Origin of the sequence: Pseudomonas sp. HR1, assembly GCF_030175875.1 — a bacterium.
GTDB lineage: Bacteria > Pseudomonadota > Gammaproteobacteria > Pseudomonadales > Pseudomonadaceae > Chryseomonas > Chryseomonas oryzihabitans.
In genome coordinates this window covers 81,766-108,254 of sequence record NZ_JASNRF010000001.1, presented here as the reverse complement: position 1 = coordinate 108,254, position 26,489 = coordinate 81,766, and the positions used below count along the sequence as shown (strand labels likewise).

Annotated in this window: 21 protein-coding genes and 3 tRNA genes; 13 read left to right on the top strand and 11 right to left on the bottom strand. The window is 61.9% G+C overall.

The genetic code is table 11. The features are described from left to right. Window positions 1-15: 15 nt before the first annotated feature. The 7 genes from QKY98_RS00480 to QKY98_RS00450 all read right to left on the bottom strand — a co-directional run bounded on the left by QKY98_RS00480 (window position 16) and on the right by QKY98_RS00450 (window position 7,455). Window positions 16-477 carry a type IV pilin protein gene (locus QKY98_RS00480; protein WP_081320984.1) on the bottom strand — a complete coding sequence of 154 codons (462 nt, stop codon included), beginning with the start codon at window positions 475-477 and terminating at the stop codon, window positions 16-18. Continuing rightward, window positions 474-4,373 carry a pilus assembly protein gene (locus QKY98_RS00475; protein WP_158541737.1) on the bottom strand — a complete coding sequence of 1,300 codons (3,900 nt, stop codon included), beginning with the start codon at window positions 4,371-4,373 and terminating at the stop codon, window positions 474-476. Before QKY98_RS00475 ends, QKY98_RS00480 begins: the two co-directional genes overlap by 4 nt. Before the next feature lie 16 nt (window positions 4,374-4,389). After that, on the bottom strand, window positions 4,390-4,860 hold the full coding sequence (locus QKY98_RS00470; protein WP_058791931.1) for a pilus assembly PilX family protein: 471 nt from the start codon (window positions 4,858-4,860) through the stop codon (window positions 4,390-4,392). Next, complete coding sequence (locus QKY98_RS00465; protein WP_058791932.1) at window positions 4,857-5,864, bottom strand: PilW family protein; 1,008 nt, start codon at window positions 5,862-5,864, stop codon at window positions 4,857-4,859. The genes QKY98_RS00470 and QKY98_RS00465 overlap by 4 nt, the downstream gene beginning before the upstream one ends. Further along, the gene (pilV, locus tag QKY98_RS00460) at window positions 5,861-6,352 is read right to left on the bottom strand and encodes a type IV pilus modification protein PilV (RefSeq protein WP_058791933.1); all 492 of its coding nucleotides are present in this window, start codon (window positions 6,350-6,352) and stop codon (window positions 5,861-5,863) included. The genes QKY98_RS00465 and pilV (QKY98_RS00460) overlap by 4 nt, the downstream gene beginning before the upstream one ends. Then, the gene (locus QKY98_RS00455; protein WP_256594442.1) at window positions 6,349-6,867 is read right to left on the bottom strand and encodes a GspH/FimT family pseudopilin; all 519 of its coding nucleotides are present in this window, start codon (window positions 6,865-6,867) and stop codon (window positions 6,349-6,351) included. The genes pilV (QKY98_RS00460) and QKY98_RS00455 overlap by 4 nt, the downstream gene beginning before the upstream one ends. Window positions 6,868-6,930: 63 nt before the next feature. Continuing rightward, window positions 6,931-7,455 carry a GspH/FimT family pseudopilin gene (locus QKY98_RS00450; protein ID WP_284670149.1) on the bottom strand — a complete coding sequence of 175 codons (525 nt, stop codon included), beginning with the start codon at window positions 7,453-7,455 and terminating at the stop codon, window positions 6,931-6,933. A 95-nt stretch (window positions 7,456-7,550) separates the two neighbouring features. Here QKY98_RS00450 and thiO point away from each other — a divergent pair, with 95 nt between their 5' ends. Beyond that, window positions 7,551-8,654, top strand: a complete 1,104-nt coding sequence (gene thiO / locus QKY98_RS00445) for a glycine oxidase ThiO (RefSeq protein WP_037008041.1) — start codon at window positions 7,551-7,553, stop codon at window positions 8,652-8,654. On the opposite strand, the gene QKY98_RS00440 is transcribed toward thiO, so the two are convergent. From QKY98_RS00440 to QKY98_RS00430, 3 genes are read right to left on the bottom strand one after another with little or no spacing between them, the layout of a single operon-like run. After that, window positions 8,655-9,995, bottom strand: coding sequence for a sigma-54-dependent transcriptional regulator (locus QKY98_RS00440; RefSeq protein ID WP_044341572.1), 1,341 nt, complete (start codon window positions 9,993-9,995; stop codon window positions 8,655-8,657). Window positions 9,996-9,997: 2 nt separating this feature from the next. Next, window positions 9,998-11,572, bottom strand: a complete 1,575-nt coding sequence (locus QKY98_RS00435; RefSeq protein ID WP_044341571.1) for a sensor histidine kinase — start codon at window positions 11,570-11,572, stop codon at window positions 9,998-10,000. Beyond that, window positions 11,556-11,804, bottom strand: coding sequence for a PP0621 family protein (locus tag QKY98_RS00430; protein ID WP_027600187.1), 249 nt, complete (start codon window positions 11,802-11,804; stop codon window positions 11,556-11,558). Before QKY98_RS00430 ends, QKY98_RS00435 begins: the two co-directional genes overlap by 17 nt. Window positions 11,805-11,935: 131 nt before the next feature. Between QKY98_RS00430 and QKY98_RS00425 the strand changes: the two genes are divergently transcribed. After that, window positions 11,936-13,558, top strand: coding sequence for an NAD+ synthase (locus QKY98_RS00425; protein ID WP_284670148.1), 1,623 nt, complete (start codon window positions 11,936-11,938; stop codon window positions 13,556-13,558). A gap of 109 nt (window positions 13,559-13,667) precedes the next feature. Here QKY98_RS00425 and QKY98_RS00420 read toward each other — a convergent pair whose 3' ends face one another. Then, window positions 13,668-14,693 (bottom strand): outer membrane protein assembly factor BamD, encoded by a 1,026-nt coding sequence (locus QKY98_RS00420; RefSeq protein WP_007160812.1) that lies wholly within the window; start codon window positions 14,691-14,693, stop codon window positions 13,668-13,670. 188 nt (window positions 14,694-14,881) lie between these two features. Here QKY98_RS00420 and rluD point away from each other — a divergent pair, with 188 nt between their 5' ends. The 11 genes from rluD to QKY98_RS00365 all read left to right on the top strand — a co-directional run bounded on the left by rluD (window position 14,882) and on the right by QKY98_RS00365 (window position 26,437). Continuing rightward, window positions 14,882-15,841: a 23S rRNA pseudouridine(1911/1915/1917) synthase RluD gene (gene rluD / locus QKY98_RS00415; protein WP_027600189.1), complete on the top strand. Its 960-nt coding sequence runs from the start codon at window positions 14,882-14,884 to the stop codon at window positions 15,839-15,841. Further along, window positions 15,838-16,569, top strand: coding sequence for a peptidoglycan editing factor PgeF (gene pgeF, locus QKY98_RS00410; RefSeq protein ID WP_144961756.1), 732 nt, complete (start codon window positions 15,838-15,840; stop codon window positions 16,567-16,569). The genes rluD and pgeF overlap by 4 nt, the downstream gene beginning before the upstream one ends. Before the next feature lie 129 nt (window positions 16,570-16,698). Further along, on the top strand, window positions 16,699-19,263 hold the full coding sequence (gene clpB, locus QKY98_RS00405) for an ATP-dependent chaperone ClpB (RefSeq protein ID WP_284670147.1): 2,565 nt from the start codon (window positions 16,699-16,701) through the stop codon (window positions 19,261-19,263). 163 nt (window positions 19,264-19,426) lie between these two features. Further along, window positions 19,427-19,502, top strand: a tRNA-Asn gene (locus tag QKY98_RS00400). Window positions 19,503-19,512: 10 nt separating this feature from the next. Further along, window positions 19,513-19,589: transfer RNA gene (locus tag QKY98_RS00395), tRNA-Pro, on the top strand. Window positions 19,590-19,594: 5 nt separating this feature from the next. Next, window positions 19,595-19,670: transfer RNA gene (locus tag QKY98_RS00390), tRNA-Lys, on the top strand. 334 nt (window positions 19,671-20,004) lie between these two features. Next, a complete protein-coding gene (locus QKY98_RS00385; RefSeq protein ID WP_284670146.1) occupies window positions 20,005-20,538 on the top strand; it encodes a GspH/FimT family pseudopilin in 534 nt (177 codons plus the stop codon). Further along, entirely contained in the window at window positions 20,539-21,135 is a 597-nt protein-coding gene (gene pilV, locus QKY98_RS00380) for a type IV pilus modification protein PilV (protein WP_284670145.1), read from the top strand. Between the two features lie 3 nt (window positions 21,136-21,138). Continuing rightward, window positions 21,139-21,924: a PilW family protein gene (locus QKY98_RS00375; protein ID WP_027600846.1), complete on the top strand. Its 786-nt coding sequence runs from the start codon at window positions 21,139-21,141 to the stop codon at window positions 21,922-21,924. Next, window positions 21,921-22,529, top strand: a complete 609-nt coding sequence (locus QKY98_RS00370) for a pilus assembly PilX family protein (RefSeq protein WP_027600845.1) — start codon at window positions 21,921-21,923, stop codon at window positions 22,527-22,529. Before QKY98_RS00375 ends, QKY98_RS00370 begins: the two co-directional genes overlap by 4 nt. Beyond that, window positions 22,526-26,437 carry a pilus assembly protein gene (locus QKY98_RS00365; RefSeq protein WP_284670144.1) on the top strand — a complete coding sequence of 1,304 codons (3,912 nt, stop codon included), beginning with the start codon at window positions 22,526-22,528 and terminating at the stop codon, window positions 26,435-26,437. Before QKY98_RS00370 ends, QKY98_RS00365 begins: the two co-directional genes overlap by 4 nt. The last annotated feature ends 52 nt before the right edge of the window (window positions 26,438-26,489 follow it).

Genomic DNA, 26,489 nt, shown 5'->3' with positions numbered 1-26,489 from the left:
GACGTCGCTGGCGCCCTAGCGGCGCCAGCAGTCGGCGGTGGTGACGTTTTGGCCGGTTTGGCCCTTCAAGCCGGTGTTGGTGAGTGTCAGACTTCCGCATCGATCACCTGCCATGGAGCCGCCTGCACGAGGCGCCGCCTGGAGGGTGTAGGTAGTAGCCGTGATCGCACTCAGACTCAAATCGTAGATGGCCCGCCCGCCATCCTTCGGAGAGGTAGTGAACGGCAGAGTGGGTGCCGTCGTGCCTGCCGTATCCGTGGTGTAGCTTCCTAATCGAGTGAAGTTACGCTCCATAAGCTGAGCCAGCTCCATGAGAGAAGCCTGAGCGTCAGCCCTGTTCCCCTTGCGTACGTGCTCCGTGTAGGACGGATAGGCAATGGCCGCCAAGATGCCAACTATAGCCACAACGATCATCAACTCGATGAGCGTGAAGCCTCTTTGGCGGTTTGGATGTAGATATTGTGTCATTGACTTCATCTGATCTCGCGCCAGGTCATGCGTTTCGAACTGCTGTTCGGGTCATTGATATCTTGGCAGATCGTGTTGCCATTCGAGTCCGAATGGCACAATTTCCCTGTTGCTGTAGAGCCGTCGGTTGTATCGCCATTACCGCGAACGAAGCTGGGTGTCTTGATGATGCCGCTCTGGTCGTCTGAAATTCCAGAGAAAGGGACCTTGGTGCCGTTTGCCAAGCTGTAATAATCACCTTGATCAAAGGTGCCGTCACCGTTGTAATCGAAGAAACTGAAGTTGAGAGTACCCCCGTTCAGGACGTCCAACGTCATGATCCAGCTTGTACCTCCGCCACCGCAGGGGTCGCTGTTGGGTGTCATGGTGGTGAAGACCAAGACACCGTTTCTCAGTGTCGGCCTGGCAATGACCCTTTCGCTCGTTAGCGCTCCAGACCCACCGTTGCTGCTCTTCCACACCAGATCCATGAACCAACCTGATTTATCCGAGCCGATCTTAGCGCTGGTGACCGCACGGGCACGGCGGTTGCCAATGGTTTGCTGGGCGATGATGGCCTGTTCAACGAGATTGCTACGGCTGATCTGCTGTCCCCTGTCGATCAGGCCATAAAAGGTTTCCAGGCGCGGATTGGCAGGTACCTCGTTGTCCCCAATCTGATAGTAGCTTCCGGTACCGAAAAGAATAAGCGGATTGCCGTCGCTGTTGAGGGCGGCTTCGAGAGGCGCAGTGATAGGTTGAGCGGGATTGCTGGTGCCATTGGCTGTTCTTGCAGTGAACAGGGGCAGAATGTTTGCCCCGCTCTTCAAGGCAGCAGGAGCGTCCCAATTGGCCGGATTGACTCCTTTCAGATCAAAACGCCAGATATTGCCGGCAGTATCGCCAGCATAAAGGCGATCCACGATGCGATCGTTATTGGTATCAATGGCAAGGGGCTCTCCCAAGCCCCCGGTCGTAGAGACAGTAAAGGTCTTGAGGACGCTGCCAGTGCCGGCGTCCAGGATCCAGATTTTGCCCTGACTGACACTGCTGTCGCTGAAGCCACTAGTCACGATTACACCGAACTTGCCATTCTCCAGTGCGACCAGGGCAGGCTTCTGAATGGGATATCGCATGTCGGGCGAAGAGAACTCCCAGAGTACGTTGCTGGGGGCCATGTTGCTGGGGTCGCTCGCGTCCAGGGCAAATACGGTATTCCCCCCGGCACCAGCCGTCCCCACGATGAGGGACTTCCAGCTATTGTTGATCCAGGCATCTCCTCCCGTTGGCGAACCGTCTACATAGTAGCGATGGCTATAGCTGGGATCGGTCAGGCGGTAAAGCTCACCCATCAGGGTACGAGGTACATAGGCGAACAGTTCATTGCCGCCATCGGCCAGGCTGGCGTCGAAACCGTGAAGCATACCGTCGTTGGCGCCTACTACGACCAGCGCCTTGCGTGCCTGATAGGCTGTGCTTTGACGGTAGGTCAGATAGCTTTCACCAGCACTTCCCCATACGGATCCGGCTAGACGGTTATAGCCATAATCTGGTTTGCCTATATATAGAGGGTCTGAGTTGACAATATCTCCCAAGCGGCTCTTGCGTTTACGCATAGGATTACTACCAACGGTCTCTTGACCTCGGTCACCGCGCAGATAATCGAGACGTCGCGACCCTTCTGTAGTGCTGACGTTAGTGCCCGTCGTCGCGGTTCTTTGCAGCGCGACCTTGCTCTCAGTATCCAAGCTGCTCCAGAGAAAATTGACACCTTGGCCCGTTGCCACTGAATAGGTGTTGTTGCTCTGAGCGGTTAGGGTGTTGCTCGTAAAAATCTTACGGCTGCTTGGCTCTAAGATGTCAAGTTTTTTTGCCGCGCTCCAGCTGGAGGAGCTGGCAACACCCGAAGTATTAAGCGCTCTGGCCAGTAGATCGCCACTCCAGAATTTTGCTTCGAATTGAGTTTGGAAGGTGCCGCTCCCGGTATCGAGTTGCTGGCCGTTGGTGCTGATCGAGGTAGTCGAAGTAGTTACCTCTTGGACGATCTTGGCAAAGGCTGCTCGAAGGCCCTTGATCATATTGGGAGCATCACTAGCAACGTAGAAATTGTCAGGGCGCTTGTAATTGGATGAGAGATACTCACCGCTAGTCCACCACAGGTCGTCGGTAATGGCAGCAGCGGTGGCTGCGCTGCTAGAAAAGCCTTGGGGGACCGTGAAGCCGCCATATTTAGCAGCGAGCCAGTATTGGTTCGATGATCTGCCAGCCAGACTTTGATTCTCGCGGACATCCATCCAATAGGTGGAAATGGTCTGGCTACCTGCTTTATCGCTACGCTGGTCCCGCGTATGGGCATCATAAGCAAGGCCGGCGATGTATGCAGAATTGCCACGACCTGTGAAGGGAGTGTTTATGGTGATATTTTCGAGACTGGCGACTTTTTGTGTCAAAGCCTCAACATCTATCGAGGTATCACGGTTCACTTCCGCTGGCTTGGCGGGCTCTCCGCCTGAGGAAGTGATACCGCCCGGTAGATTCTTGTCATTCCAAGTGTTCGTGTCGCCGATGCCAAGAATGACGTTCTTCTGGCAAGAATAGGTAATGGGATCCTGCCAGTCGGTCACTACGGGAAAGCCGTCGGCTTGGGCGTATTTATCGGTGTCCGTGGAGCCGGATAAGTTACTGTAGGCAGATACGTTTCCTTGGTTCTTGAAGTAACGTAGCGCTGTATAATAGAGCTCGCTGACCGGGTCGTTGCTTTTTAGGCTTAGATAAGTGTTCGGCGCATAAGGCATTGAGCCGAATTTGTTCAAATAGTTGATGACGCCACTGTCTGCCACTCCATAGCCTGTCGCCGAGGCTTCACTAGCGGAGGGATTACGCACCAGAATGCCTGTCTGAGGGTCCCATTCGGCGCGTGCAGCATTACTGCTGAGATCTGGCTTGAGAGGCCCGATGAAACTTTGGTTAGCCCGTAGTACACCGCCATCACGTGTTGCGCTGGAGTCATTAAGATAGCTAAATACCGAATAGCGCAACTTGTCAGAATATTGTTGTAGAAGCCCCTCGGGTTTGTAATTGCTTGCCGAGTATCTTTTGCAATTTGCTTCTAGGCCAACGGTGGGGTCGCATACTTTTACTTGCACTCTTACTCGATAGACACTGTAGCGGGTCGAATTGAAAATAGAACCCACGGTATAGTCAGCCTTGAGTAAATTACCATTCCATTGGTTGTTGTCGTTTGGGTCCAGATTCACCCAGACGCTCGACATGTTGTTGCCCGCGCCATAGTCGGCAGAGCCGCCGCCACCGATTCGATCGTTCCAGTTGGAGAACAGCATATCGAAACCTTGGCCTTCCAGACGAACATAGAAGCCAGCCCAGTTGGCCGCAAAGGGGGTAGCACCGGCAATCTCGGACGCTGGCAGCAGTCCCTGACCGCTATTCAAACGGTTGCCAGCAGAGTTTTGTCCACTGTGCCGAGCTTTTTGCAAGACGGTAAGGCCAACATCATCCCGCACTCTGGCACCGCCGGTCAGAGCGCTACGGAAAGGGTCGATGGTTGGGGTGGCGGCCCAGTTGAGGAAATTGCCGCTCCATTGCCTGGCACCGCTGCAGCGACGGCTATTGGCGGCACTGACAGGATTGAACCAACTATTGTCCAGTGAGCCGCCAAAGGCGTAGGTATAGCATTTTTCCGAATCGAAGTATCCGCTATAGACATTGCTGGAACTGTAGCTGCCAAGATTGGCTACAGAGAGGACCGTCGGCCATTCTACCGAGGGCACCAGCGCCAGGCTGCCTGGAATGTCTCCCCCTACAGCCAGCGGAGTCTGGGATACCGTGGCGTTGCCTGGCGTACTCAGCAGAAGCAGCACCATCGCTGAAGGCAGAGTCCACGTCAGAATTCGCAATTGATGAGGCATGACGCTCTCCGAGTAGCTATCGCCTGACAAAGATGGTGTTGATGGTGACATTCGCCGTGGACGCCGACCCGGCTCCGGCAGTGGTAGCCGCTCCAGCACCCTGGGTTTCGATGCGCAGTACGCTTACGTCCAGCGGAATCACCTGAAGGCCATCGCCGGATCTCAGCGGATTGACACCTGGTGTTGGATTGATCCTAAAGCGGGCCTGATTGGGCAGATCCGTCAAAGCATCTGCATTTGTCCAGGTGGCAGTTTGGGCAGCGTTTTGCCAGTCGGTGACGCTGCGGGTGAGGGCGAAGGCTTCGGCCTGTCGCTGGGCCATTTCCGATGCTTGAAAAGCCTGGCTTTGATCGCGAGCATTTCCTGCCATGCGTTCCTGCAGCGTCGTGCCTCTCATACTGGCCAGGGCAATCAGGGTCATCAGTAGCAGCATCACCAAGGTCACGATCAACACCGCGCCTTTTTGATGGAGGGCTGAAGTTCTCATGGCAGATGGTTCCGAATGCTGACGGTTAGGTTGAATACCTGCCCCAGGCGACCGTTATCAAGGGGGACGGTACCGCCACGAAAGGTAAGTTGCTGATCTGGCGATACGGCCTGGGTATCTCTACTAACGGCAATCAGACTGATTTGGGCGGAAATTACGGACTGCCAATCGTTGATGTCCTGAGCGTCTCTATATTGTCCTGCTATCTGGCCATTGCTATTGCCTACTGCATATTGGATCTGCAGATCCTGGATGCCACTGACTAATTCCTCATCGACAACCAAGGGCCTTGCGTCGGCTGTGGCCAGATAGCGGATTCGGCGTAGCGCAGGAAGGCCGGCTGCAACGGAACTCTGACCTATGTAATAGAGCGAACTTTGAAAATTTGAGATTACCGCCGTTTGCGCATAGGGACGATTGATCGCCTGCAGCGTTGTCAACGTGGTGGCGTTGGCTGCGCTTTGATTGATGAAGAGTTGGCAGCCAGCTGTGTCGGAGATGATCAGCAGGCTACCAGGTGTCTGGCCGGTCGCTGCAGTCGTGTTAATGGTCGTGGCGTCTGCACTGACGGGATTGGATAGGGCTATGCCGGTCGCGCCAGCAGCATGCTTGAGTAGAATGACATCCGTTCCGGCTCGTCGGCTCGTGGTGTAGATGTCGTTCAGCCAGCCCGGGATAGAGTTCTCTCCAGCGTCATTCCAGCCTTCGATACCGGTACCGAGAACATAGCGTTCGTCCTTGGTCAGTGTCGTAGGCGTTGGATCATAGAGTGGAAACAGGCAGTCTCCGCGATAGCCGGCGTTTTTCAGATCATAGGCCAGAAAGTCCAGGGCGAAGCGTCCCGATTCCTGTACCTGAGATAGCGCGGAATTGGTCTGATAAGTTTGCCGGGAAGAGAGAAATACCTGCATGACGCCGCCCATGAGCAATAGCCCCAGAAGCAAGGCGATCATGAGTTCGATGATGGATAGGCCCTTCTGGCGGCGAGTCGCCCGATATTTCATAGGCGAGTCCTGTAGGAAAAGGTTTCGAAGCCCGAATTCTCGGCGGTAGAGGTACAGCTATCGTTCTGTGGCGCGACGTATTGAGTGGACTTGATTCGGGCTCGACTGTCGTTCCAGCAGATGGTCACGGTCACGATCTGTCCGCTGGTCACTATGGTCCCTGTGCCCTGTGGCAACGTGGTTGCCAGGTTGTTAAGCCATTGGCCCGTATCGCGCTGGGCCGGGGTACCAGTGATAGCGTTACTGGCCGACGGAGCGGGAAAGGTGGTCAGGGCGTAGCTACCAGCCAAGGCAGCGGTACGGTTCGCACGCATACGATCAGCCATGTCGTTGGCCAAGATAGTCGCCTGTGAGCGGTAATAGGCACCTTGGTTGCTTTGGACGCTTACCGATTGCAGCCCCGCGAGCCCTAGCAGCCCAATGGCGAGAATGACCATGGCAACCAATACCTCGATCAGGGTTGCGCCCCTTTGCTGCTTTGCATTCATGGTGACTGGCAGCCGTTCTGATTGACGAAGGCATTTCCGGTAAGGCTTACCGAAACCGTACGGCGGCAGCTGGGTGTTTCGATACTGAACGACTGGACGGCAGCGAGAGTGGTGAGACCGGTGCTGCGATAGGTGACGCCATCGGCAAGACCGGTCAAGGTGATGCCGGTAGTTGGCTCCCAGACCCGAATGACATTGGGGCCCTGAATCATCAACCAGCCCGCAGTCCAGTCGGTACCGCTTTCACAGGCATCACCCGCGACATTACGCCGACATAGGGTGACGTCGGTACGACGCTTCAGGGCTTCGGAGCGTGTTATCTGCATGGCGCCAAGCAGTTCATTGCTCATGACCGCAGCCCTGTTGCTCTGTAGCGTTCGAGTGAAAGAAGGCGCAGCAATGCTGACCACGATCGCCAGAATGGCGAGCGCTACCAGGGTTTCGATCAGGGTAAAGCCGTACTGGGTCCGCATCGTCGGTTTCGCCGGGCTGGAAGGCCAAGCATGGGGGATCATGCCTGGCTGGACCAGCGTAGGGCGGATATCCGGTCGAAACGGGAAGGTGTCTGGTCAGGACGTTCAGGCGCAGCGATCGCTGGTGCGAAGATTCGCCACCTCGATCCGCCCAGCCTTGTTAAGGACCAGTCGTGCGCGCGGCTCGGCGCCTTGGCAGAGGATGAAGCTGCCGTTCAGGGCGTCGGTCACGCCGCTGTTTAAAAACGTCAGATGAGGTAGCGTACGGAAATTGTTCCACCGCCAGTGCAGTCCGTCGGGGAGCTGACTAATCAGCAGGGTGGGCTCTTCGACCGATTGAAGGCCATCGCGATCCCAGTCGCGGAAGACGCGGGTGGTAGCCGACCAGAGGTTCGAGCTGTCGCACTCGCCGGTCGGTGCATGACAGATGGACACGCTGCCATAGCCGTTGATGGCAGCCGCCCGTGCGAAGTTGACCGTCTCCCTGAGTTGCTGAATGGCCAGCTGCTGGCGATTGCGCTGCAGTATGCCGCCAAAGGCAGGAATGGCCAGGGAGGCGACAATACTCAGTACGCTGAGGCAGATCAGGGATTCGAAGAGGCTGAAGCCTCGCGCGATGCGATAGGTCATGTTGACGTCCTTGTGGGTAGGCGGCCTTCCTGGCCGCGCTAGCCGTTTTGCGCCAGGACGGCGGAACAGTCAATTCCAGGATGTAGAGGTGTGACGTGATCTTTGATGTAGCGGTGGTCGGGGCGGGTGCGATCGGGTTGATGTCGGCCTATTGCCTGTCCTTGAGCGGTCGGCGGGTGGTGGTGGTCGAGCGCGGTGAGCCGGGGCGGGAGGCGTCCTGGGCCGGCGGTGGGATCGTGTCGCCGCTTTATCCGTGGCGCTATCAGCCGGCGGTGACGGCGCTGGCGCACTGGTCGCAGGATTTCTATCCGGTACTGGGGGAACGGTTGCGGCAGGAGACGGGGGTGGACCCCGAGGTGGAAGTGACCGGGCTGTACTGGCTCGATCTGGAGGACGAAGCCGAGGCGCTGGACTGGGCGCGGCGCAATGTGCGGCCGCTGGCGTCGGTGTCGGTCGCGGCGGTGCGGCAGCGGGTGCCGGTGCTGGGGCCGGGCTATGAGCGGGCAGTCTTCATGGCGGGGGTGGCCAATGTGCGCAATCCCCGGCTAGTGCGCTCTCTGCGCGAAGCCCTGCTAGGCATGCCGAATGTGACGCTGGTGAGCGAGTCGCCGGTGACCGGTTTCCTGCGCCAGGGCGAGCGGGTAGTGGGGGTGCAGACCGCGCGCGAGGCCATCCATGCCGAGTCCGTGGTGGTCTGTGCCGGGGCCTGGAGTGGTGATTTGCTGCAGAGCCTGGGGCTGGCCGTGCCGGTGCGGCCGGTGAAGGGGCAGATGCTGCTGTATCGCCAGCCAGTGGGTTACCTGACCAGCATGGTACTGGCCAAGGGGCGCTACGCCATTCCGCGCCGCGATGGGCATATCCTCATCGGCAGCACCCTGGAGCACGCCGAATTCGACAAGACGCCGACCGCCGAGGCGCTGGCCAGCCTGCAGGCCTCGGCCGCCGAGTTGCTGCCGGCGCTGGCCGGCCAGGCGCCGGTGGCGCACTGGGCGGGACTGCGGCCGGGCTCGCCGGATGGCGTGCCCTTCATCGGGCCGGTACCGGAGCTGCCCGGGCTGTGGCTCAACTGCGGGCACTATCGCAACGGCCTGGTGCTGGCGCCGGCGTCCTGCCAGTTGCTGACCGATCTGCTGACCGAACGCACGCCGATCATCGATCCGGCGCCCTATGCGCCAGGCGCGCGGTTGGCAGCGGACTGATCAGTCGATGCCAAGCTTCTTCAGTCGGTAGCGCATCGAGCGGAAGGAGAGACCCAGGCGTTCCGCGGCGGCGGTGCGATTCCAGCGGGTCTCTTCGAGCGCCTGCATGATCAGCTGGCGTTCGATGGACTCCAGGTGGTCTTCCAGATTGGCGATGTTGGCCAGGCTGGCTTCGCCGGTGGCGGTGGCTGCCGGGGCATCGGCCAGGCGCAGATCGGCCGGGCGGATGATGTCGCCCTCGCAGAGGGTGTAGGCCCGCTCCAGCATGTTTTCCAGTTCCCGCACGTTGCCGGGGAAACGGTAGCTTTTGAGCTTGGCCAGGGCATCCTCGCCCAGCGTGGCCGCGGCCAGGCCGGCGTCGCGTGCCAGGCGTTCGAGCATATGGTTGGCCAGGATGCCGATGTCTTCGCGGCGCTCGCGCAGGGCCGGCACCTGCAATTCGATGACATTGAGGCGATAGTAGAGGTCCTGGCGGAAGGTCCCGGCGGCGACCTCGGCGGCCAGATCCCGGTGGGTGGCGCTGAGGATGCGTACGTCCAGGCTGATCTCCTGCTGGCTACCTACCGGGCGCACGGCCTTTTCCTGGATGGCGCGCAACAGCTTGACCTGCATCGGCAGCGGCAGATCGGCCACCTCGTCGAGAAACAGGGTGCCGCCCTGGGCGGCCTGGAACAGGCCCTGCTTGTCCTCGATGGCGCCGGTGAAGCTGCCCTTGCGGTGGCCGAAGAATTCGCTTTCCACCAACTCCGAGGGGATGGCGCCGCAGTTGACCGGCACGAAGGGCCGACCGGCCCGCGGACCCTGCTCATGGATCAGTCGTGCCACCCGCTCCTTGCCGCTGCCCGATTCGCCGCTGATGTAGACCGGCGCCTGGCTGCGCGCCAGTTTGGCGATCTGGTTGCGCAGGGCGCGCATGGGCGGCGATTCGCCGAGCAGTTGGGTTTCGCTGGCGCCTGCCGCCGCCGGGGCAGGCCCGGACAGCCGCAGGGCCGTGCCTACCAGTTCACGCAGGCGCGGCAGGTCCACCGGCTTGGTGAGGTAGTCGAACGCACCGGCCTTGAGGGCCTGGACCGCGGTTTCCAGACTACCGAAGGCGGTGATCATGGCTACCGGCAATTGCGGAAAGCGTTGCTGGATGAACTGGATCAGGTCCAGTCCCGAGCCGTCGGGCAGACGCATGTCGGTCAGGCAGAGGTCGAAGCTTTCCCGTTCGAGGATGGCCCGGGCATCGGCGATGTTCTTGGCGCTGGCGGTGTCGAGCTTCATCCGCCCCAGGGTGATCTCCAGGAGTTCGCGGATATCGGGTTCATCGTCGACGATCAGGACTTTCTGTCGGGCCATGCTCAGCTCATTGTGCGGGGATGGGCGAAGGTGATGCGAAAACAGCTGCCGTTCGCCAAGGGATGATAGCCAAGTCTGGCCTGGTTGCTCTCGCAAAGCTCACGGGAGATGTACAGGCCCAGCCCGGTCCCCTTGTTCTCGGTGGTGAAGAAAGGCTCGAACAGGTGGTCGAGTTGCTCGGCGGCGACGCCCGGTCCGTCGTCGACCACTTCGAGGATGGGCAGGTCGCTTTCCGGATCGCGGTAGGTGCTGAGCCAGACCTGGCCGATGCCGTGCTTCTGGCAGCTGTAGCGCAGGCCGTTCTGCACCAGGTTGGTCAGGATCTGGCCCAGTTGGTGGGGATCCATGTGCGTCTGCAGGGTGCCCGGCTCGGTCTTGACGTGCAGCGTCTGGCCGGCGGGCAGGGTAGGGCGCAACTCCCCGGCGAAGCGGTGCGCCCAGTAGCGCAGGTCGATCAGCTGAGGGGCGGCCTGCTGGCGGCGAGACAGTTGCAGGACGTTTTCCACCACCCGATTCATCCGCCGCGACTGGTCCTGGATGATCTGCGCCAGGCGCCGGTCCGGCGTGGTCAGCTCCTCGGATTCCTGTAGCAGCTGCGCGGCGTGACTGATGGCGCCCAGCGGATTGCGGATCTCGTGGGCGATGCCGGCGGTGAGACGGCCGAGGGAAGCGAGCTTGAGTTGCTGGGCCTGCTGGGCGATGCGCGAGACGTCTTCGAGAAAGGTCAGCACCCGCTCGCCTTCGCCCTGCTGCAAACGGGCGAAGCTGGGTTGCAACAGCGGGCCGTTGGCATAGGCGCGCCAGGGCGCCGGCCGGATACTGGGATTGCGCTCCCATTCCTCGAGGCGCTGGGCGAGACCCAGGGCCAGGGGGGCGATGGTGTTCTCGTCGTCCACACCGAGCAGACGGCGGGCTGCCGGATTCACCAGCAGCACCTGGTATTCGGCGTCGAACACCAGGATGCCGGTCCGCATGCGTTCGAGGATCAGGGCGTTGAGGGCCTCCAGTTCGGCCACGGCCGTGGCGCGGGTTTCGGCCAGGGCCTGGCTGTCCAGCAGCCGCCGGACCAGGCCCTGCACCAGCAGCGCCGTGGCGAAGCAGAGGGTGCCCAGGCCCGCTGCCTGCACATAGCCACTGCCACTGTCACCGCGGCGCAGGTCGAGATAGCCGGTCGCCAGCAGCAGGGCGATGGCCGCCAGGGCGGCGATCAGCAGGCCGCGGCGGCCACGGATCAGGACGTTGGACACCCCGACGGTCACCACCAGCAGACTGCCCATGCCGCTGGCGATGCCGCCGGCCAGGAAGAACAGGCCGCCCAGGGCGAGGATGTCGATCAGCGCTAGGGTGAAGGCGCGGCCGCGCAGCAGCCGCTGGCCGACCGCCAGCACGGCGTTGATGGCGAGATAGGCCCAGCTGGCCTGGCGGAACAGCTGGCCGTCGACGGTGCGCAGCCAGTGCTGGTCCAGGTCGCTGGAAATCAGCACCACCAGCGCCAGGCCGATGACGATGCGATAGAGGTGATAGAGCCGCAGGACCGCGTCGGCTCTCAGGGTGCCTGGATCAGTCGCGGTGCTCATGCTGCAACCGGCGATGTTCGGCGCTGCAGTACCAGCGCTGGCCTTCGCCATCGGCCAGGGCTCTCTCCTGGGGCACGTGCACGCCGCAATGGGCGCAGCGCACCATGGGGTTGGGCGGTAGCGGACGGGCCTTGCCGGACGGCGTCTGCGTCTTGCCGCGCCACCAGCGTCTGATCATCCAGAACAGCGCGCCCAGGAGGACGAGCCACAACAGCAGGCGAAGCAGACCCATGGCGATCTCGCAGCGTGAAGGAGGGTGGAGTTTAGCAGGGCCGCTGCAGGCGGTGAGCCCCGCATGGCATCGATTGTCCCGCTTCGCTGCTTGCGGGAAAATGCGCCGATCAATCGGGCAAGGAAGAGTGCATGAGTCAGTTGCTGAACGTCGTGATGGCGCAGGTGAACCTCAAGGTCGGCGACATCCATGGCAATGTAGAGCGCATCATCGCCGCCGCCCGGCAGGCCCGGGATGAGCTGCAGGGCGATCTCATCGTCTTTCCGGAGCTGTCGCTGTGCGGCTATCCCCCGGAGGACTTGCTGCTGCGCTCGAGCATGCAGCGCCGGATCGAGCAGGGGCTGCAGCGGATCCGCCAGGAGATCGCCGGCATCCATGTGCTGGTGGGCTTTCCCTGGCTGGAGGAGGGGCGACGCTACAACGCCTGCGCGGTCTATCGCGATGGCGCCGAGCTGGCCTTCTATCGCAAGCAGCAATTGCCCAACTACCGGGTGTTCGACGAGAAGCGCTATTTCGAGCCGGGCGACAGCGCGGCCGTGTTCGACTACCAGGGCGTGCCCATCGGCGTCACCATCTGCGAGGACATCTGGTTCGCCGAGCCCATGGCCAGGGCGCGCGCGGCCGGGGCACGATTGATGCTCAACCTCAATGCCTCGCCCTTCCACGGCGGCAAGCAGCCGGAGCGCGAGGCCGTGGTGGGCGAGCGTGCCCGCGAGGGCGGCATGCCGGTGGTCTACGTCAATCAGGTGGGTGGCCAGGACGAGCTGGTGTTCGACGGTCATTCCTTCGTGGTCGATGCCCAGGGGCAGGTCAGTCAGCGCGCGCCGGCCTTTGTCGAAGGCCTCTATCCGGTGATCATCGATGAGGCCCTGCAACCGCAGCCGGCCGAGCTCGCCCCCGTCGCCTCGCTGGAGGCCAGCGTCTATGACGCCCTGGTGCTCGGGGTGCGCGACTATGTGTGCAAGAACGGCTTCAAGGGCGTGGTGCTGGGCCTGTCCGGTGGCATCGATTCGGCCCTCGTGCTGGCGGTCGCCGTGGATGCGCTGGGCGCGGAGCAGGTGGAGGCGGTGATGATGCCCTATCACTACACCGCCCAGATCAGCCTGGACGACGCCGAAGCCGAGGCGCGGACGCTGGGAGTGCGCTACAGCGTCTTGCCCATCGCACCCATGGTCGAGGCCTTTCAGGCGACCCTGGCCGGCGAATTCGCCGGACTCGGGCGGGATACCACCGAGGAGAATCTGCAGGCGCGCTGCCGCGGGACCCTGCTGATGGCCATTTCCAACAAGAAGGGCTACCTGGTGCTCACCACCGGCAACAAGAGCGAGATGGCCGTCGGTTACGCCACCCTCTATGGCGACATGGCCGGTGGCTTCGACGTGCTCAAGGATGTGCCCAAGACCCTGGTGTTCCGCCTCTGCGAATACCGCAATCGCGCGGGCGAGGTGATTCCCCAGCGCGTGATCGATCGCCCGCCATCGGCCGAGCTGTCGCCGGACCAGAAGGACGAGGACTCGCTGCCGCCCTATCCGGTGCTCGACGAGATCCTGCGACTGTATGTCGAGCAGGATCTCTCGGCCGTGGACATCGTCGCCGCCGGCTTCGATGAGGAAACGGTACGCAAGGTGCTGCGCCTGGTGGATCTCAACGAATACAAGCGGCGCCAGGCGGCGGTGGGCGCCCGGGTCACCCAGCGCGGTTTCGGGCGTGACCGGCGCTATCCGATCACCTCGGGCTGGCGCATCGGCGACTAGCTCGTCTGGCGCCGGACCCCTGCGATCCGGCGCCAGAGGGTAGCGCTGCCATTGCGGTCAATAAAAAAGGGGAAGCCACTGGCTTCCCCTTTTCACGTCTGCTGCCGGATCAGTCGAACAGACCAAAGGTCAGGCGGCTGAACCAGGAGCGCTTGGCCGGCGCTGGCGTCGCGCCGCCGGCCTTCTCGGCTTCGGCCGGGTCGACGATGCGCAGCTCGGGCGCCAGGTTGTCGCGCTCTTCCTGGTACTTGCGCTGGATATCCTGGCTGGCGCGGGTCTCGCCGGGCGGCAGCGGATCGCTCGGGCGATCGATCAGGCCCAGGGTCGCACGGGTCAGCCAGGAGCGCTGCTGATCCTTGTCGTCCGGCTCGCGCAGCTGGAATTCGCCATCCTTGAGGCTGACGTTGTCCGGGTAGTTGAGCTTGAGGGTTTCCAGGCTGGTGGCCGCCAGGTCGTTGAGACCCAGGTGCTTGTAGGCTTCGGTCATGATCGCCAGGCCATCGCCCACCGACGGGGTGCCCTGGAAGTTCTCGACCACGTAGCGGCCGCGGTTGGCGGCGGCCACATAGGCCTTGCGGGTCAGGTAGTAGTGGCCGACGTGCACGTCGTAGGCCGCCAGCAGGTTGCGCAGGTAGACCATGCGCGCCTTGGCGTCCGGGGCGTAGCGGCTGTTGGGGAAGCGGCTGGTGAACTGGGCGAAGTCGTTGAAGGAATCGCGCGCCGCGCCCGGGTCACGCTTGGTCATGTCCAGCGGCAGGAAGCGAGCCAGCAGGCCGCGATCCTGTTCGAAGGAGGACACGCCCTTCATGTAGTAGGCGTAGTCGACATTGGGGTGTTGCGGATGCAGACGGATGAAGCGATCCGCCGCCGTGCGCGCCGCCTCGGGCTCGCCATTCTTGTAGTTGGCGTAGATCAGCTCGAGCTGGGCCTGCTCGGCATAGCGACCGAAGGGATACCGCGACTCCAGGGCCTTCAGCTTGCTGATGGCGTCCGTGTAGCTGCTGTTGGAAATATCGCGCTGAGCCTGGGTGTAGAGCTCGCCTTCCGGCAGATTTTCCGGAACCTCGGGCGCTTTCGAGGAGCAGGCGGCGGTGAGGACTAGGCTGGTGACCAGCAGCAGGTGCTTCAATTGCATGGCGGCTTGGATTCCCCGAAACGGTCGGCGGTGCAGGGATGAGCGCGGAGAGCGCTCACCTAGCCTGTGACGGGGCCGGAACCGTCCTGTTATGATGATCGACCCGGAATGCCGGGGCAAAAAAGTCGCCGTATTTAACCACAGGGTCGGGCCGATTCCAAAAGCCCTGCCATTGCCCGCGCAGATCCATGTCCGAATCCATCGTTCTCAATGCCGAAGTCCCCTACGAACTCGGTGGCCAGCGCCTCGATCAGGTCGCTGCCCAGCTGTTCGCCGAACACTCCCGCTCGCGTCTCGCCGCCTGGATCAAGGACGGTAGCCTGACCGTCGACGGCGCCGTGCTGCGTCCGCGTGACACCGTCCATGGCGGCGCCCAGCTGGCGCTGCGCGCCGAGCGCGAGGCCCAGGGCGAGTGGGTGGCCCAGGACATCGAACTGGACATCGTCTACGAAGACGATCACCTGCTGGTGCTCGACAAGCCCGCCGGGCTGGTGGTGCATCCGGCCGCCGGCCATGCCGACGGCACCCTGCTCAATGCCCTGCTGCACCACGTGCCCTCGCTGGACAGCGTGCCGCGCGCCGGCATCGTCCATCGCCTGGACAAGGACACCACCGGACTCATGGTGGTGGCCAAGACCCTGGAGGCCCATACCCACCTGGTCGCCCAGTTGCAGGCGCGCTCGGTGAGTCGCATCTATGAAGCCATCGTCGCCGGGGTGATCGTCGCCGGCGGCACCGTCAATGCGCCCATCGGCCGTCACTCCCAGCGCCGCCAGCAGATGGCGGTGATCGCCGGGGGCAAGCCCGCGGTCAGTCACTACCGGGTGCTGGAGCGCTTCCGTGCCTATACCCATACCCGGGTCAAGCTGGAGACCGGGCGCACCCACCAGATCCGCGTGCACATGACCCATGTCGGCTTTCCGCTGGTGGGCGATCCGGTCTATGGCGGTCGCTTCAAGATTCCGCCGGCGACCAATCCGACCCTGGTCAAGACCCTGCGCGAATTCCCGCGCCAGGCACTGCATGCGCGCTTCCTCGAACTGGATCATCCGGTGACCGGCGAACGCCTGCGCTGGGAGTCGCCGCTGCCGGAAGACCTGGTCTGGCTGCTGGATCTGCTGCGCCAGGATCGGGAATCCTTCGAATGATCGGTGCCGACTGGCTGCGGCCGGACTGGCCGGCGCCGGTCGGCGTCCAGGCCTGTGTGACCACCCGCGCGGGTGGCGTCAGCCAGGCGCCTTTCGCCAGTCTCAACCTGGGTGCCCACGTCGGTGACGATCCGGCTGCGGTCGCCGAGAATCGTCGACGCCTGGGCCAGGCCCTGGGGTGCCGGCCGGCCTGGCTTGAACAGGTCCATGGCACTGCCGTCGTCGAAGCCGATCCGACCCGGGTGCTCCAGGCCGATGCCGCCTGGACGGCCACGCCCGGTATCGCGGTGACCATGATGACCGCCGATTGCCTGCCAGCCCTGTTCTGCCGACGGGACGGCTCCCGCGTCGCGGCGGCCCATGCCGGCTGGCGCGGTCTGGCGGGTGGCGTGCTGGAGGCGGCTGCGGCCAGTCTGGACGTGCCCCCCGCCGAAGTACTGGTCTGGCTGGGTCCCGCCATAGGGCCGGCCAGTTTCGAAGTGGGCGTCGAGGTGCGTGAGGCCTTTGTCGCCCAGCACGCCGAGGCCGAGCGGTGTTTCGTGGCCAGGGGCGGGGACAAGTACCTGGGCGATCTCTATGCCCTGGCCCGTCTGCGTCTTGCGGCTCGGGGCATCACGGCGGTCCACGGCGGTGGCTTCGACACCTTCGCCGACGAGGAGCGCTTCTTTTCCTATCGGCGGGGCGCGCGGACCGGTCGCTTTGCCAGCCTGATCTGGATCAACGCCTAAGTATTTTTTCGGATGTCAAGCCTCTATGGCTTGAATCGTTAGGCATCGCCCCTATCTAAAGGTCATTCCCGCGGGTAATCGAAAGCGCCCTCTGCTGCGCCATCCCGCGTCTCAGATAGGACCTTGCCCATGCGTATAGACCGTTTCACCAGCAAATTGCAGCTCGCCCTGGCGGATGCCCAGTCCCTGGCCGTCGGCCATGACCATCCGGCCATCGAGCCGCTGCACCTGTTCTCCGCGCTGCTCGACCAGCAGGGCGGTTCCATTTCTCCGCTGCTGCGCCAGGTCGGCTTCGACCTCGCCAGCCTGCGCAAGACCCTGGCCGAAGAGCTGGACAAGCTGCCCAAGATCCAGAATCCCACCGGCGACGTGAATCTGTCCCAGGATCTGGCGCGGCTGCTCAACCAGGCCGATCGTCTGGCCCAGCAGAAGGGCGACCAGTTCATCTCCAGCGAGCTGGTGCTGCTCGCCGCCATGGACGAGAACACCCGCCTCGGCAAGTTGCTGCTGGGGCAGGGCGTCTCGCGCAAGGCGCTGGAGAACGCCATCAACAACCTGCGCGGGGGCGAGGCGGTCAATGACCCCAATGCCGAAGACAGCCGCAAGGCGCTGGACAAGTTCACCGTCGATCTCACCAAGCGCGCCGAAGACGGCAAGCTCGACCCGGTGATCGGGCGGGACGACGAGATCCGCCGCACCATCCAGGTCCTGCAGCGCCGCACCAAGAACAACCCGGTGCTGATCGGTGAGCCAGGCGTCGGCAAGACCGCCATCGCCGAGGGCCTGGCCCAGCGCATCATCAATGGCGAAGTGCCCGACGGCCTCAAGGACAAGCGCCTGCTGGCCCTGGACATGGGCGCGCTGATCGCCGGCGCCAAATTCCGCGGCGAATTCGAAGAGCGCCTCAAGGGCGTGCTCAACGAACTGGCCAAGCAGGAAGGGCGCATCATCCTCTTCATCGACGAGCTGCACACCATGGTCGGCGCCGGCAAGGCCGAGGGCGCCATGGATGCCGGCAACATGCTCAAGCCGGCCCTGGCCCGTGGCGAGCTGCACTGCGTGGGTGCCACCACCCTCGACGAGTACCGCCAGTACATCGAGAAGGACGCGGCCCTGGAGCGGCGCTTCCAGAAGGTGCTGGTGGACGAGCCGAGCGAGGAAGACACCATCGCCATCCTGCGTGGCCTCAAGGAGCGCTATGAGGTGCACCACAAGGTGGCCATCACCGATGGCGCCATCATCGCCGCGGCCAAGCTGTCTCATCGCTACATCACCGATCGTCAGCTGCCGGACAAGGCCATCGACCTGATCGACGAGGCCGCCAGCCGCATCCGCATGGAGATCGACTCCAAGCCGGAGGCCCTGGATCGTCTGGATCGCCGGCTGATCCAGCTCAAGGTGGAACGTCAGGCGCTGAAGAAGGAAGAGGACGAGGCCGCGCGCAAGCGACTGGAAAAACTCGACGAGGACATCGCCCGCCTCGAGCAGGAATACGCCGATCTGGAAGAGGTCTGGAAGGCGGAAAAAGCCGAGGTCCAGGATTCCGCCCAGTTGCAGCAGCGCATCGAGCAGGCGCGCACCGAGCTTGAGGCCGCTCGTCGTAAGGGCGACCTCAATCGCATGGCCGAGCTGCAGTACGGCACCATTCCCGATCTGGAACGCAGCCTGCAGATGGTCGACCAGCACGAGAAGCCGGCCAACCAGCTCTTGCGCAACAAGGTCACCGAAGACGAGATCGCCGAGGTGGTCTCCAAGTGGACCGGCATTCCGGTCAGCAAGATGCTCGAAGGCGAGCGTGACAAGCTCTTGCGCATGGAAGAGGCCCTGCACAACCGAGTGATCGGCCAGGACGAGGCGGTCACCGCCGTGGCCAATGCCGTGCGCCGCTCGCGGGCGGGCCTGTCCGATCCGAATCGCCCCAGCGGTTCCTTCCTCTTCCTCGGCCCGACCGGGGTGGGCAAGACCGAGCTGTGCAAGTCGCTGGCGGAGTTTCTCTTCGACACCGAAGACGCCATGGTGCGCATCGACATGTCCGAATTCATGGAGAAGCACTCCGTGGCTCGCCTGATCGGGGCTCCGCCCGGCTATGTCGGCTATGAAGAGGGTGGCTACCTGACCGAGGCCGTGCGGCGCAAGCCTTACTCGGTGGTCCTGCTGGACGAGGTGGAAAAGGCTCATCCGGATGTCTTCAACATCCTTCTGCAGGTGCTCGACGACGGGCGTCTGACCGACAGCCAGGGCCGAACCGTGGATTTCCGCAATGCGGTGATCGTCATGACCTCGAACCTGGGCTCGGCGCAGATCCAGGAGCTGGTCGGCGATCCCGATGCCCAGCGCGCCGCGGTGATGGATGCGGTGGCCAGTCACTTCCGCCCCGAGTTCATCAACCGGATCGATGAGGTGGTGGTGTTCGAGCCCCTGGGCCGCGAACAGATCGCCGGCATCGCCGAGATCCAGCTGCAGCAGCTGCGGCAGCGCCTGGCCGAGCGTGACCTGCAGCTGGAGCTGTCGCCCGAGGCGTTGGACAAGCTGGTGGCGGTGGGTTACGACCCGGTCTACGGTGCCCGTCCGCTCAAGCGGGCGATCCAGCGCTGGATCGAGAATCCGCTGGCCCAGCGCATCCTTTCGGGCGCCTTCGCGCCGAACAGCCGCATCGAGGGCAGGGTAGAGGGCGACGAGATCGTCTTCGCCTAGGAAATGACCGGGCGATCCCAGGGGTCGCCCGGCCTTTCGCATAAATTTGTGAAAAAACAGCAGGCTAGGTGTTGACGTCTGTTTCCACTTCCGTAAAATGGCGCACCTCACTTACGGCAAAGCCCGAAAGGCACTGACGTAAGAGGGGTTGGAAGATCGAAATTCCGCGATAGCTCAGTCGGTAGAGCAAATGACTGTTAATCATTGGGTCCCTGGTTCGAGTCCAGGTCGCGGAGCCACTTCCATTCTCGGGGTATAGCGCAGCCCGGTAGCGCGCCTGCTTTGGGAGCAGGATGTCGGGAGTTCGAATCCCCCTACCCCGACCATATTTGGGTCGTTAGCTCAGTCGGTAGAGCAGTTGGCTTTTAACCAATTGGTCGTAGGTTCGAATCCTACACGACCCACCATTTTTACCAGAAACCCTCCGCAAGGAGGGTTTTTGCGTTTCTAGGGCATCGTTTTCTCTGTCCGAGATCTGGTCCCTCTGCTTGTGAGGCGCGCATCCCGCCAGGGCTCAGGCCGAGTTGCTCCCTCAAATGCCGCTGCTTCAAGCAGATCCTGGGACAAGGCGTGTTCCGGTCTGCCACCCTCGCTTCTGCCCGCCGCGCTCTATTTCGCCCATCTCCGGCGAACGCCTTGATCCAGGTGGTTACCCGCGCCTATCGAAGCGATAGCCGGTCATAGCGACTGCCTGAGCCCTTACTACTATCAGGTGAAGTCACGGGTTTTCAGGCGGTGGGGATGCAGTCGAAGCGCCTCTCGGGTTTCACGCTCATTGAGGTCCTGGTCGTCATAGCGCTGCTGGGCATCGTCACGGCGCTGGCGGCACCTGGCTTCGCGAGCCTGGTGCAAAGCAACCGTGTCCAGGCGGCAGCGGGGGAGTTGCAGCGCGCTCTCTATTACGCGCGCAGCGAAGCCATGAGTCGCGGTGTGAACGTCGTCGTCACCACGGATCCGGAGGATGCCAACGGCTGGATGGGCGCGCTGAGGATCACCACGGCCAAGACCGTGGTGCTGCCCACTGCCGAAGTGTTGCGGCAGTACAGCGGGGGACTGGGCAGCGGCGTCAACGGAACCGGATCCCTGGGCGGTACCCCCCTGACCAGTCTGACCTTCCAACCCAATGGCAGCCTGAAACTCAGCGGTGAAGCCACCATTCTCGTCTGCGCTACCAATGCGCTCACCCAGGGCAAGCAATTCACCCTCAGTCAGGGCGGGGTGCTGACGGTGAGCGACTATGTGCCTAACCGTGCCAGCGCCGTGGGGTGCAGCTAGATGAAGCGCTGGCAAGGGGGGTTCAGCATGATTGAGGTGCTGGTCAGTCTGGTGATCATTTGCATTGGCGTGCTGGGCATGGTGGCCCTGCAGACCCGCAGTGTGGCGCTGTCCCAGGATTCGGTGCAGCGCAGCAATGCCATGGTATTGGCCAACGACCTGCTGGAGTTGATGCGCAGCAACCGCGATCAGGTGGTGGTGAGCGACAAGGTCAAGATCGACGGGGCCTACATCAAGCAGCCTGGTACCAACTTTCGCACCAAGGCACTCGATGCTGGCAAGACCTGCCTGACCCGGGATCGCTCTGCAGGCGGGGAAACGGTCGCCGGGCAGGATCTGGGATGTTGGCTGAATCAGGTAAAGGCGCTGCTACCCGTGACGGATGCCCTGATCGCCAGCAGTTTCGCGGTCTGTCCGGCGTCCGGCGTACCGAAACTGCCGTCCAGCGATCCTGCAGGCAACACGACGCCGCTGGGTGCCTGCGAGACCAATGCGGTGGCACCGGTGATGGTGGTGGTTGCCTGGCAGGACATCAGCAACGATTCGCTGAATTGTCCCAAGGGCGTCTGCTACTACGCCTTGCGCTCGGAGCTGTAGGCCATGCTCATCATGTCGCGTAGCCAGAAGGGTTTTTCACTCATCGAGATGATGATCGCCCTGACCGTGGGTACCTTTCTGGTGTTGGGCGTCTCGCAGATCTATATCAACAACAAGCGCAGTTTTCTCTTCCAGCAAGGCCAGACCGGCAATCGCAACAATGCCCAGTTGACCTTGCAGGTACTTGATCGGCAACTGGCACGGACCGGCTTCCGCGCGGAAATCCGTTATCAGGGTAGCCTCCAAGCAGCCTTTCCGGCGGTCGGTGAGGTAAAGGATACCGATGACATCAGCTGTCCAGCTTTTGCCGCTGGCGCCACCTTCGCGGCGACCACGGACAGCGCCAATGCGCCCACCGGCGTCTGCATTCGCTATCAGGGCGCATTGGACAGCAAGGACCAGGACTGTCTGGGCAACCCCATCCCGCGGGTGAACCTCAATGCCGGCGGCAACGTGCTGCTCAAGCTGCGCTACACCGCGGGCAATACCCCGGGCGGGGGCACCCTGAGCTGCACCGTCTGGAGCGAGCGTGGGGGCGCGTTGACGCGCAAGGGCAGTGCGGTGCTGGTGCAGGGGCTGCAGGATTTTCGCTGGTCCATTCCGCCCAAGGCGGATGCACCAGCCGTGCGCTACGCGGCGTTGCTCAGCACCACGGAGGCATTGACCAGCGATGTGGCCAGCAACACGGCTGCCAATTGGCAGACCCTGACCGGCCTGCAGATCGCGGACGCCAGTCGACCCATGCAGATACTGCAGAGCACCGTTACCCTGAGGAATCTGGCGCTATGAGTCCGGTCATTGGCAGGCAGCGCGGCGCGACCTTGCTGATCGCCCTGGTGATGTTGCTGCTGCTGTCGCTACTGGCCGCCTCCAGCATGCGTCAGACCTTGCTGCAGGCCCGCAGCGGCGGCGCCGCTTTGGAAAACACCCAGACCTTCAATGCGGCGGAGGCGGCGTTGCGCGAAGGTGAGCGGCGATTGGTGGCTGTGAGTCGTCAGCCTGATTTTATAGCTTTCAGTTCAGGCTTCTCCAATTGCACAGATAGTAATAACTCCCTTGCGCTGCCGCTTAAGTTGGCTTTCCCAGACGACTCTAAGCCGCAGCTCTGCATTCTCAGTAAGAATTTCGATCTATCCACCAGTAGCCTGACCCAAAGCTGGGCATTAGCAGCACTGCAGCCTGCCGGAACAGATCGTGCCATTTCCTATAAAGGGTCGGATGGTAAAGCTAAATTTAACGGATACCTGAGTTGGGCCGTAACAGTGATCGGTAGTAGTTCGGTGGATGTATCAAAGCCTACAAGCAACCTGTTTCGAGTCACGGCAGTTGCTAAAAATCCTGAAGGGCGCTTTCCGGTAATTCTGCAAAGTATCGTCGCCCTGGAGGTGCCATGAGTCGGGCTGCGTTAGGCATTGGAACTCTGGTCCTCCTATTAACCTTGGCCGCACCTGCGACGCAGGCCGCGGCCTTGAATCTCAGTCAGCAGCCATTGTTCCTGACCAATAGTGTCGGTCCCAATCTGTTCGTCACGCTGGATAACTCCACCAGCATGCAGATGGCGGTTGTGCCGGATGCGTCGAATACCGATTCCATCCGACCAACCCGTCGCGCTAAATCGGCGGCTTTCAATAGCCTCTACTACAACCCGGCGATTACTTATCCGGCGCCCTATGCGGTGAGCTACAGCACTACGGGCGGACTGACCCGTACGCGACTGGCGACCAGCTTTACCAGTGCCTACGTAAACGGCTATCGACCGAGCTTGGGTAGTGTCAATCTCGCCACCGACTACCGCGTGAGCTGGAGCTATAACCCTAATTTGGTGACTACAGATCCCAATGTGGCGCGGGGTAATGCCTACGGAAACCCGGGGCTGCAGAACAATAGCCCGAGCATGCTGGCGGAGAACCCGTCTCAGGATTTTTTCAGTAGTGGTACTTACCGTGGAACAAGCGCGACCTATGGCAGCCTCACGCTGCTCAATATCTTGTTGGGTGCCGGCTTCACCGAGAACATCAACGGTGCCCAAGTCAGTATCAGTGACGCCTCCCTGCTTGAGCGCCTGCTGACAGGAGCTGCGCTCAACGGTGGCTGTACCGCGAGCATTGCCAATACGGCGGCGGTTACCTACAGCAATGTTACCTGTACCCGAAACGTGGACTATGGACTGCTTGGGGTGGTTTCCTCGGTCAACTACACGGTCACCGCCAATACCAACATTTCTGCTGCCATCACTGGCGTACAGGCCTACTACTATCTCTACGATACGACGCTCAGCACCTGTCTTCCCGTCGCCTTGCAGACCGAGGGCTGTTACCGGCGGGTACTGGTCGACAGCTCTTCCGGTCCCAACGGGACGGACGAAAGGCAAAACTTCGCCAACTGGTATTCCTTCTATCGCAGTCGCGCCCTGGCGGCTCAAACTTCGACCAACCTGGCCTTGGCGGATGCGTCGGAAAATCTCCGGCTTGGCTGGCAGGCACTGGGAACCAGCGACAGTTGCATCCTGGTAGCGGCCAATGCCAACTGTCGCGGTATCAGCAACTCCGGTTCAACTGCCTACGATAATCGGCTGAGACCCTTTACCGGTGCGCACCGAGCCGCTTTCTTCACCTGGCTCGGAGAAGTCTATTACAACCAGAGCACGCCGCTGCTCCAGGCGGTTGCTCGCGTTGGCGAACTGCTCAAGACCAGCGGTAGCAACAGTCCATATGCGTACGATCCGGGTAATAGCGAGTCGCCTGTCTACGGCTGTCGCGCCAGCTACAGTCTGGTGGTGACCGATGGTATCTGGAACTCTGCGCTGAATTCCGGCAACGTCGATGGTACAGCCGCAACCCTTCCGGACGGGCAGCAGTACTCACCACAGGCACCGTTCCAGGACACTACGGCCAGCACTCTCGCAGACCTGGCCTTTCTCTACTGGCGCACCGATGCCCAGCCCGGTCTCGACAACAAGGTGCCGCCCTACAATACCGTGACCAGCAATGAGGTCCGGGGGACCACTACGCTTTCGCCCTATTGGAATCCGCGTAACGACCCAGCCACCTGGCAGCACCTCACGGGGTTCTACGTGGGTATCGGCTTGAGCAGTGCGCTGATCAATCCGGATTGGGATGGCGATACCTTTGCCGGCGGCTACGCTGGCTTGGCCGCAGGTACTACGTCCTGGCCAGTGGCGGGTGCAGACAACTCGGTCAATCAGAACAATGTCTATGACCTCTGGCACGCGGCAATCAATTCGCGGGGCGAGTTCTTCAGCGCGGAAAGTGCCAGTGATCTGATCACCTCACTTGGCAAGGTCGTCACGCGGATCGCCCAGTCCACCAGCGTCGGGGCCAGCCAGACCGTTTCCCCCACCCGGGTAGGGGATACCACCGCGCTCTTCACCTATTCCCCGTCCTTTTCCAGCGCCGACTGGAGTGGGGATGTCATCAAGTACCAGCGCACGGGTACTACCCAGACGAGGATCTGGAGCGCCGCTCAACAACTCGATGGCAGGTTGGCTCCGGGTAATACCGTCTTCGGCACCCGCAAGATCTACATGGCCAAGGGAGGCGCCTTGACCGATTTCGCCTGGGCGAATCTGAATACCGACCAACAACTCAGGCTCAACAAGACCGCCGGTGGTGCCACCGACACCTATGGCAGTCGCCGGGTGGATTATCTGCGCGGGGATCGCAGTCTGGAAGCGCCGGGAGCTACGCCGTCGTTCCGTCCGCGTAGCCATATCCTTGGTGATATCGTGAATTCCTCTCCGGTGGTGGTGGACGGTCCCAACAGCCCCATCGCCCTGATGAATGCGACCGTTGGCGACAATTCCTACGCCACGTTCCGCACCACCAATGCGGCTCGTGAGCGACGTATCTATGTCGGTGCCAACGACGGCATGCTGCATGCCTTCAACGATCAGGGGCAGGAGGTATTTGCTTTCGTTCCCAGCGCGGTCATCGGCAATCTCAACCGACTGACCGAGCGCAGCTATAACGGTGGGGGCCATCAGTCCTATGTCGACAACACGCCAGTGGTAGGCGACGTCTATTTCAACGGGGCCTGGCGCACGGTACTGATCGGCACGCTGCGCGGGGGAGGGCGGGGCATCTTCGCGCTGGATATCACCAATCCCAATGTCCCAGCGCTGCTCTGGGAAAAGTCGGACGCGGATGCCAGCTACAAGGACCTGGGCTTCACCTACGCGCAGCCGATCATCACCCGGCTGCATACCGGTGGTTGGGCAGTGGTGGTCAGCAACGGTTACAACAGTGCGCAGGACAACGCCGTGCTCTATATGATGAATGTAGCCGACGGCAGTCTGATCAAGGCGCTACCCGCCAGCGATAACATCGCCACACCCAACGGCCTGAGTTCGCCCTTCGTGGCCGATGTCGATGGCGACCTGATCGCCGATTACGCCTATGCCGGTGACCTCCACGGCAATCTCTGGCGCTTCGACCTGATCGGCACCTCCCTGACCGCAACGGCTGCAGCAGACAACTTCCGTGTTGCCTTCGGGGGGCGACCCCTCTATACCGCCCAGGCCACTAGCCTGGCGCCCGGCGCCACCAACGCGGTCCAGCCGATTACCGCCAGTCCTTCGGTCGTGGCTCATCCCAGTGGAACGGGGCATCTGGTGCTCTTTGGTACCGGTAAATACCTTGAGGCCAGCGATGCCCTCGCCAATACCAGCAAGGCCATGACGCTCTATGGCATCTGGGATCGCCAGACCGATGGGTCGGCGGCCAGCAGTACTCCGGTACTGACGATCGCCAACCTCCAGCAGCAGACCCTGGGCACCGACCAGCGCATCAGCTACACCAGTTCTGCCGGTTCCAGTGTCAGCAGTACGGCGAACACCCTCTCCACGACGTCGGTGAACTACGACGCTATTACGGCGACCAACGGCAAACAGGGCTGGTATCTGAATCTTCCCTTGAATGGCGAACTAGTAATCAACAAGCCCCAGCTCTTCAGCGGCACCCTGCTGATGAGTTCGCTAATTCCCAGCACCGACGCCTGTACCGCTGGGGTCACCACCTACCTCTATGCCCTGGATCCCTACACCGGCGGCAACAACAGCGGCCTGTTCAACCTGGGGACGGATACAGTCTATGGGCGTATCCAGCTCGATGGTCTGCTCGGTGGGATCGTGCCCTTCGTCTACGGTGACGGCACTTTCAGCATGGAAGGGACCCTGGCGGATGCGGCGATCTATGGCAGCGACGGCAAGTCGCCGAATGGCTTGCGGGGTGACCTGCCCGCCAGTCGCCGCCAAACCTGGCGCGTCATCACCAACCAGGACTAGCGGCAGCAGCTTTCACGCAGACATGAAAAAGCCCGGCACTGGGCCGGGCTCT

What these genes read in the sequence shown, in the direction of transcription:
- QKY98_RS00425 (WP_284670148.1), top strand. Translation starts at nt 11,936, where the DNA reads ATGAGTCAGTTGCTGAACGTCGTGATGGCGCAGGTGAACCTCAAGGTC.
- QKY98_RS00440 (WP_044341572.1), bottom strand. Translation starts at nt 9,995, where the DNA reads ATGGCCCGACAGAAAGTCCTGATCGTCGACGATGAACCCGATATCCGC.
- QKY98_RS00455 (WP_256594442.1), bottom strand. Translation starts at nt 6,867, where the DNA reads ATGATCCCCCATGCTTGGCCTTCCAGCCCGGCGAAACCGACGATGCGG.
- QKY98_RS00370 (WP_027600845.1), top strand. Translation starts at nt 21,921, where the DNA reads ATGAGTCCGGTCATTGGCAGGCAGCGCGGCGCGACCTTGCTGATCGCC.
- QKY98_RS00475 (WP_158541737.1), bottom strand. Translation starts at nt 4,373, where the DNA reads ATGCCTCATCAATTGCGAATTCTGACGTGGACTCTGCCTTCAGCGATG.
- QKY98_RS00430 (WP_027600187.1), bottom strand. Translation starts at nt 11,804, where the DNA reads ATGGGTCTGCTTCGCCTGCTGTTGTGGCTCGTCCTCCTGGGCGCGCTG.
- pilV (WP_284670145.1), top strand. Translation starts at nt 20,539, where the DNA reads ATGAAGCGCTGGCAAGGGGGGTTCAGCATGATTGAGGTGCTGGTCAGT.
- clpB (WP_284670147.1), top strand. Translation starts at nt 16,699, where the DNA reads ATGCGTATAGACCGTTTCACCAGCAAATTGCAGCTCGCCCTGGCGGAT.
- QKY98_RS00470 (WP_058791931.1), bottom strand. Translation starts at nt 4,860, where the DNA reads ATGAGAACTTCAGCCCTCCATCAAAAAGGCGCGGTGTTGATCGTGACC.
- QKY98_RS00365 (WP_284670144.1), top strand. Translation starts at nt 22,526, where the DNA reads ATGAGTCGGGCTGCGTTAGGCATTGGAACTCTGGTCCTCCTATTAACC.
- QKY98_RS00480 (WP_081320984.1), bottom strand. Translation starts at nt 477, where the DNA reads ATGAAGTCAATGACACAATATCTACATCCAAACCGCCAAAGAGGCTTC.
- QKY98_RS00465 (WP_058791932.1), bottom strand. Translation starts at nt 5,864, where the DNA reads ATGAAATATCGGGCGACTCGCCGCCAGAAGGGCCTATCCATCATCGAA.
- QKY98_RS00420 (WP_007160812.1), bottom strand. Translation starts at nt 14,693, where the DNA reads ATGCAATTGAAGCACCTGCTGCTGGTCACCAGCCTAGTCCTCACCGCC.
- pilV (WP_058791933.1), bottom strand. Translation starts at nt 6,352, where the DNA reads ATGAATGCAAAGCAGCAAAGGGGCGCAACCCTGATCGAGGTATTGGTT.
- QKY98_RS00375 (WP_027600846.1), top strand. Translation starts at nt 21,139, where the DNA reads ATGCTCATCATGTCGCGTAGCCAGAAGGGTTTTTCACTCATCGAGATG.
- QKY98_RS00385 (WP_284670146.1), top strand. Translation starts at nt 20,005, where the DNA reads ATGCAGTCGAAGCGCCTCTCGGGTTTCACGCTCATTGAGGTCCTGGTC.
- QKY98_RS00435 (WP_044341571.1), bottom strand. Translation starts at nt 11,572, where the DNA reads ATGAGCACCGCGACTGATCCAGGCACCCTGAGAGCCGACGCGGTCCTG.
- pgeF (WP_144961756.1), top strand. Translation starts at nt 15,838, where the DNA reads ATGATCGGTGCCGACTGGCTGCGGCCGGACTGGCCGGCGCCGGTCGGC.
- rluD (WP_027600189.1), top strand. Translation starts at nt 14,882, where the DNA reads ATGTCCGAATCCATCGTTCTCAATGCCGAAGTCCCCTACGAACTCGGT.
- QKY98_RS00450 (WP_284670149.1), bottom strand. Translation starts at nt 7,455, where the DNA reads ATGACCTATCGCATCGCGCGAGGCTTCAGCCTCTTCGAATCCCTGATC.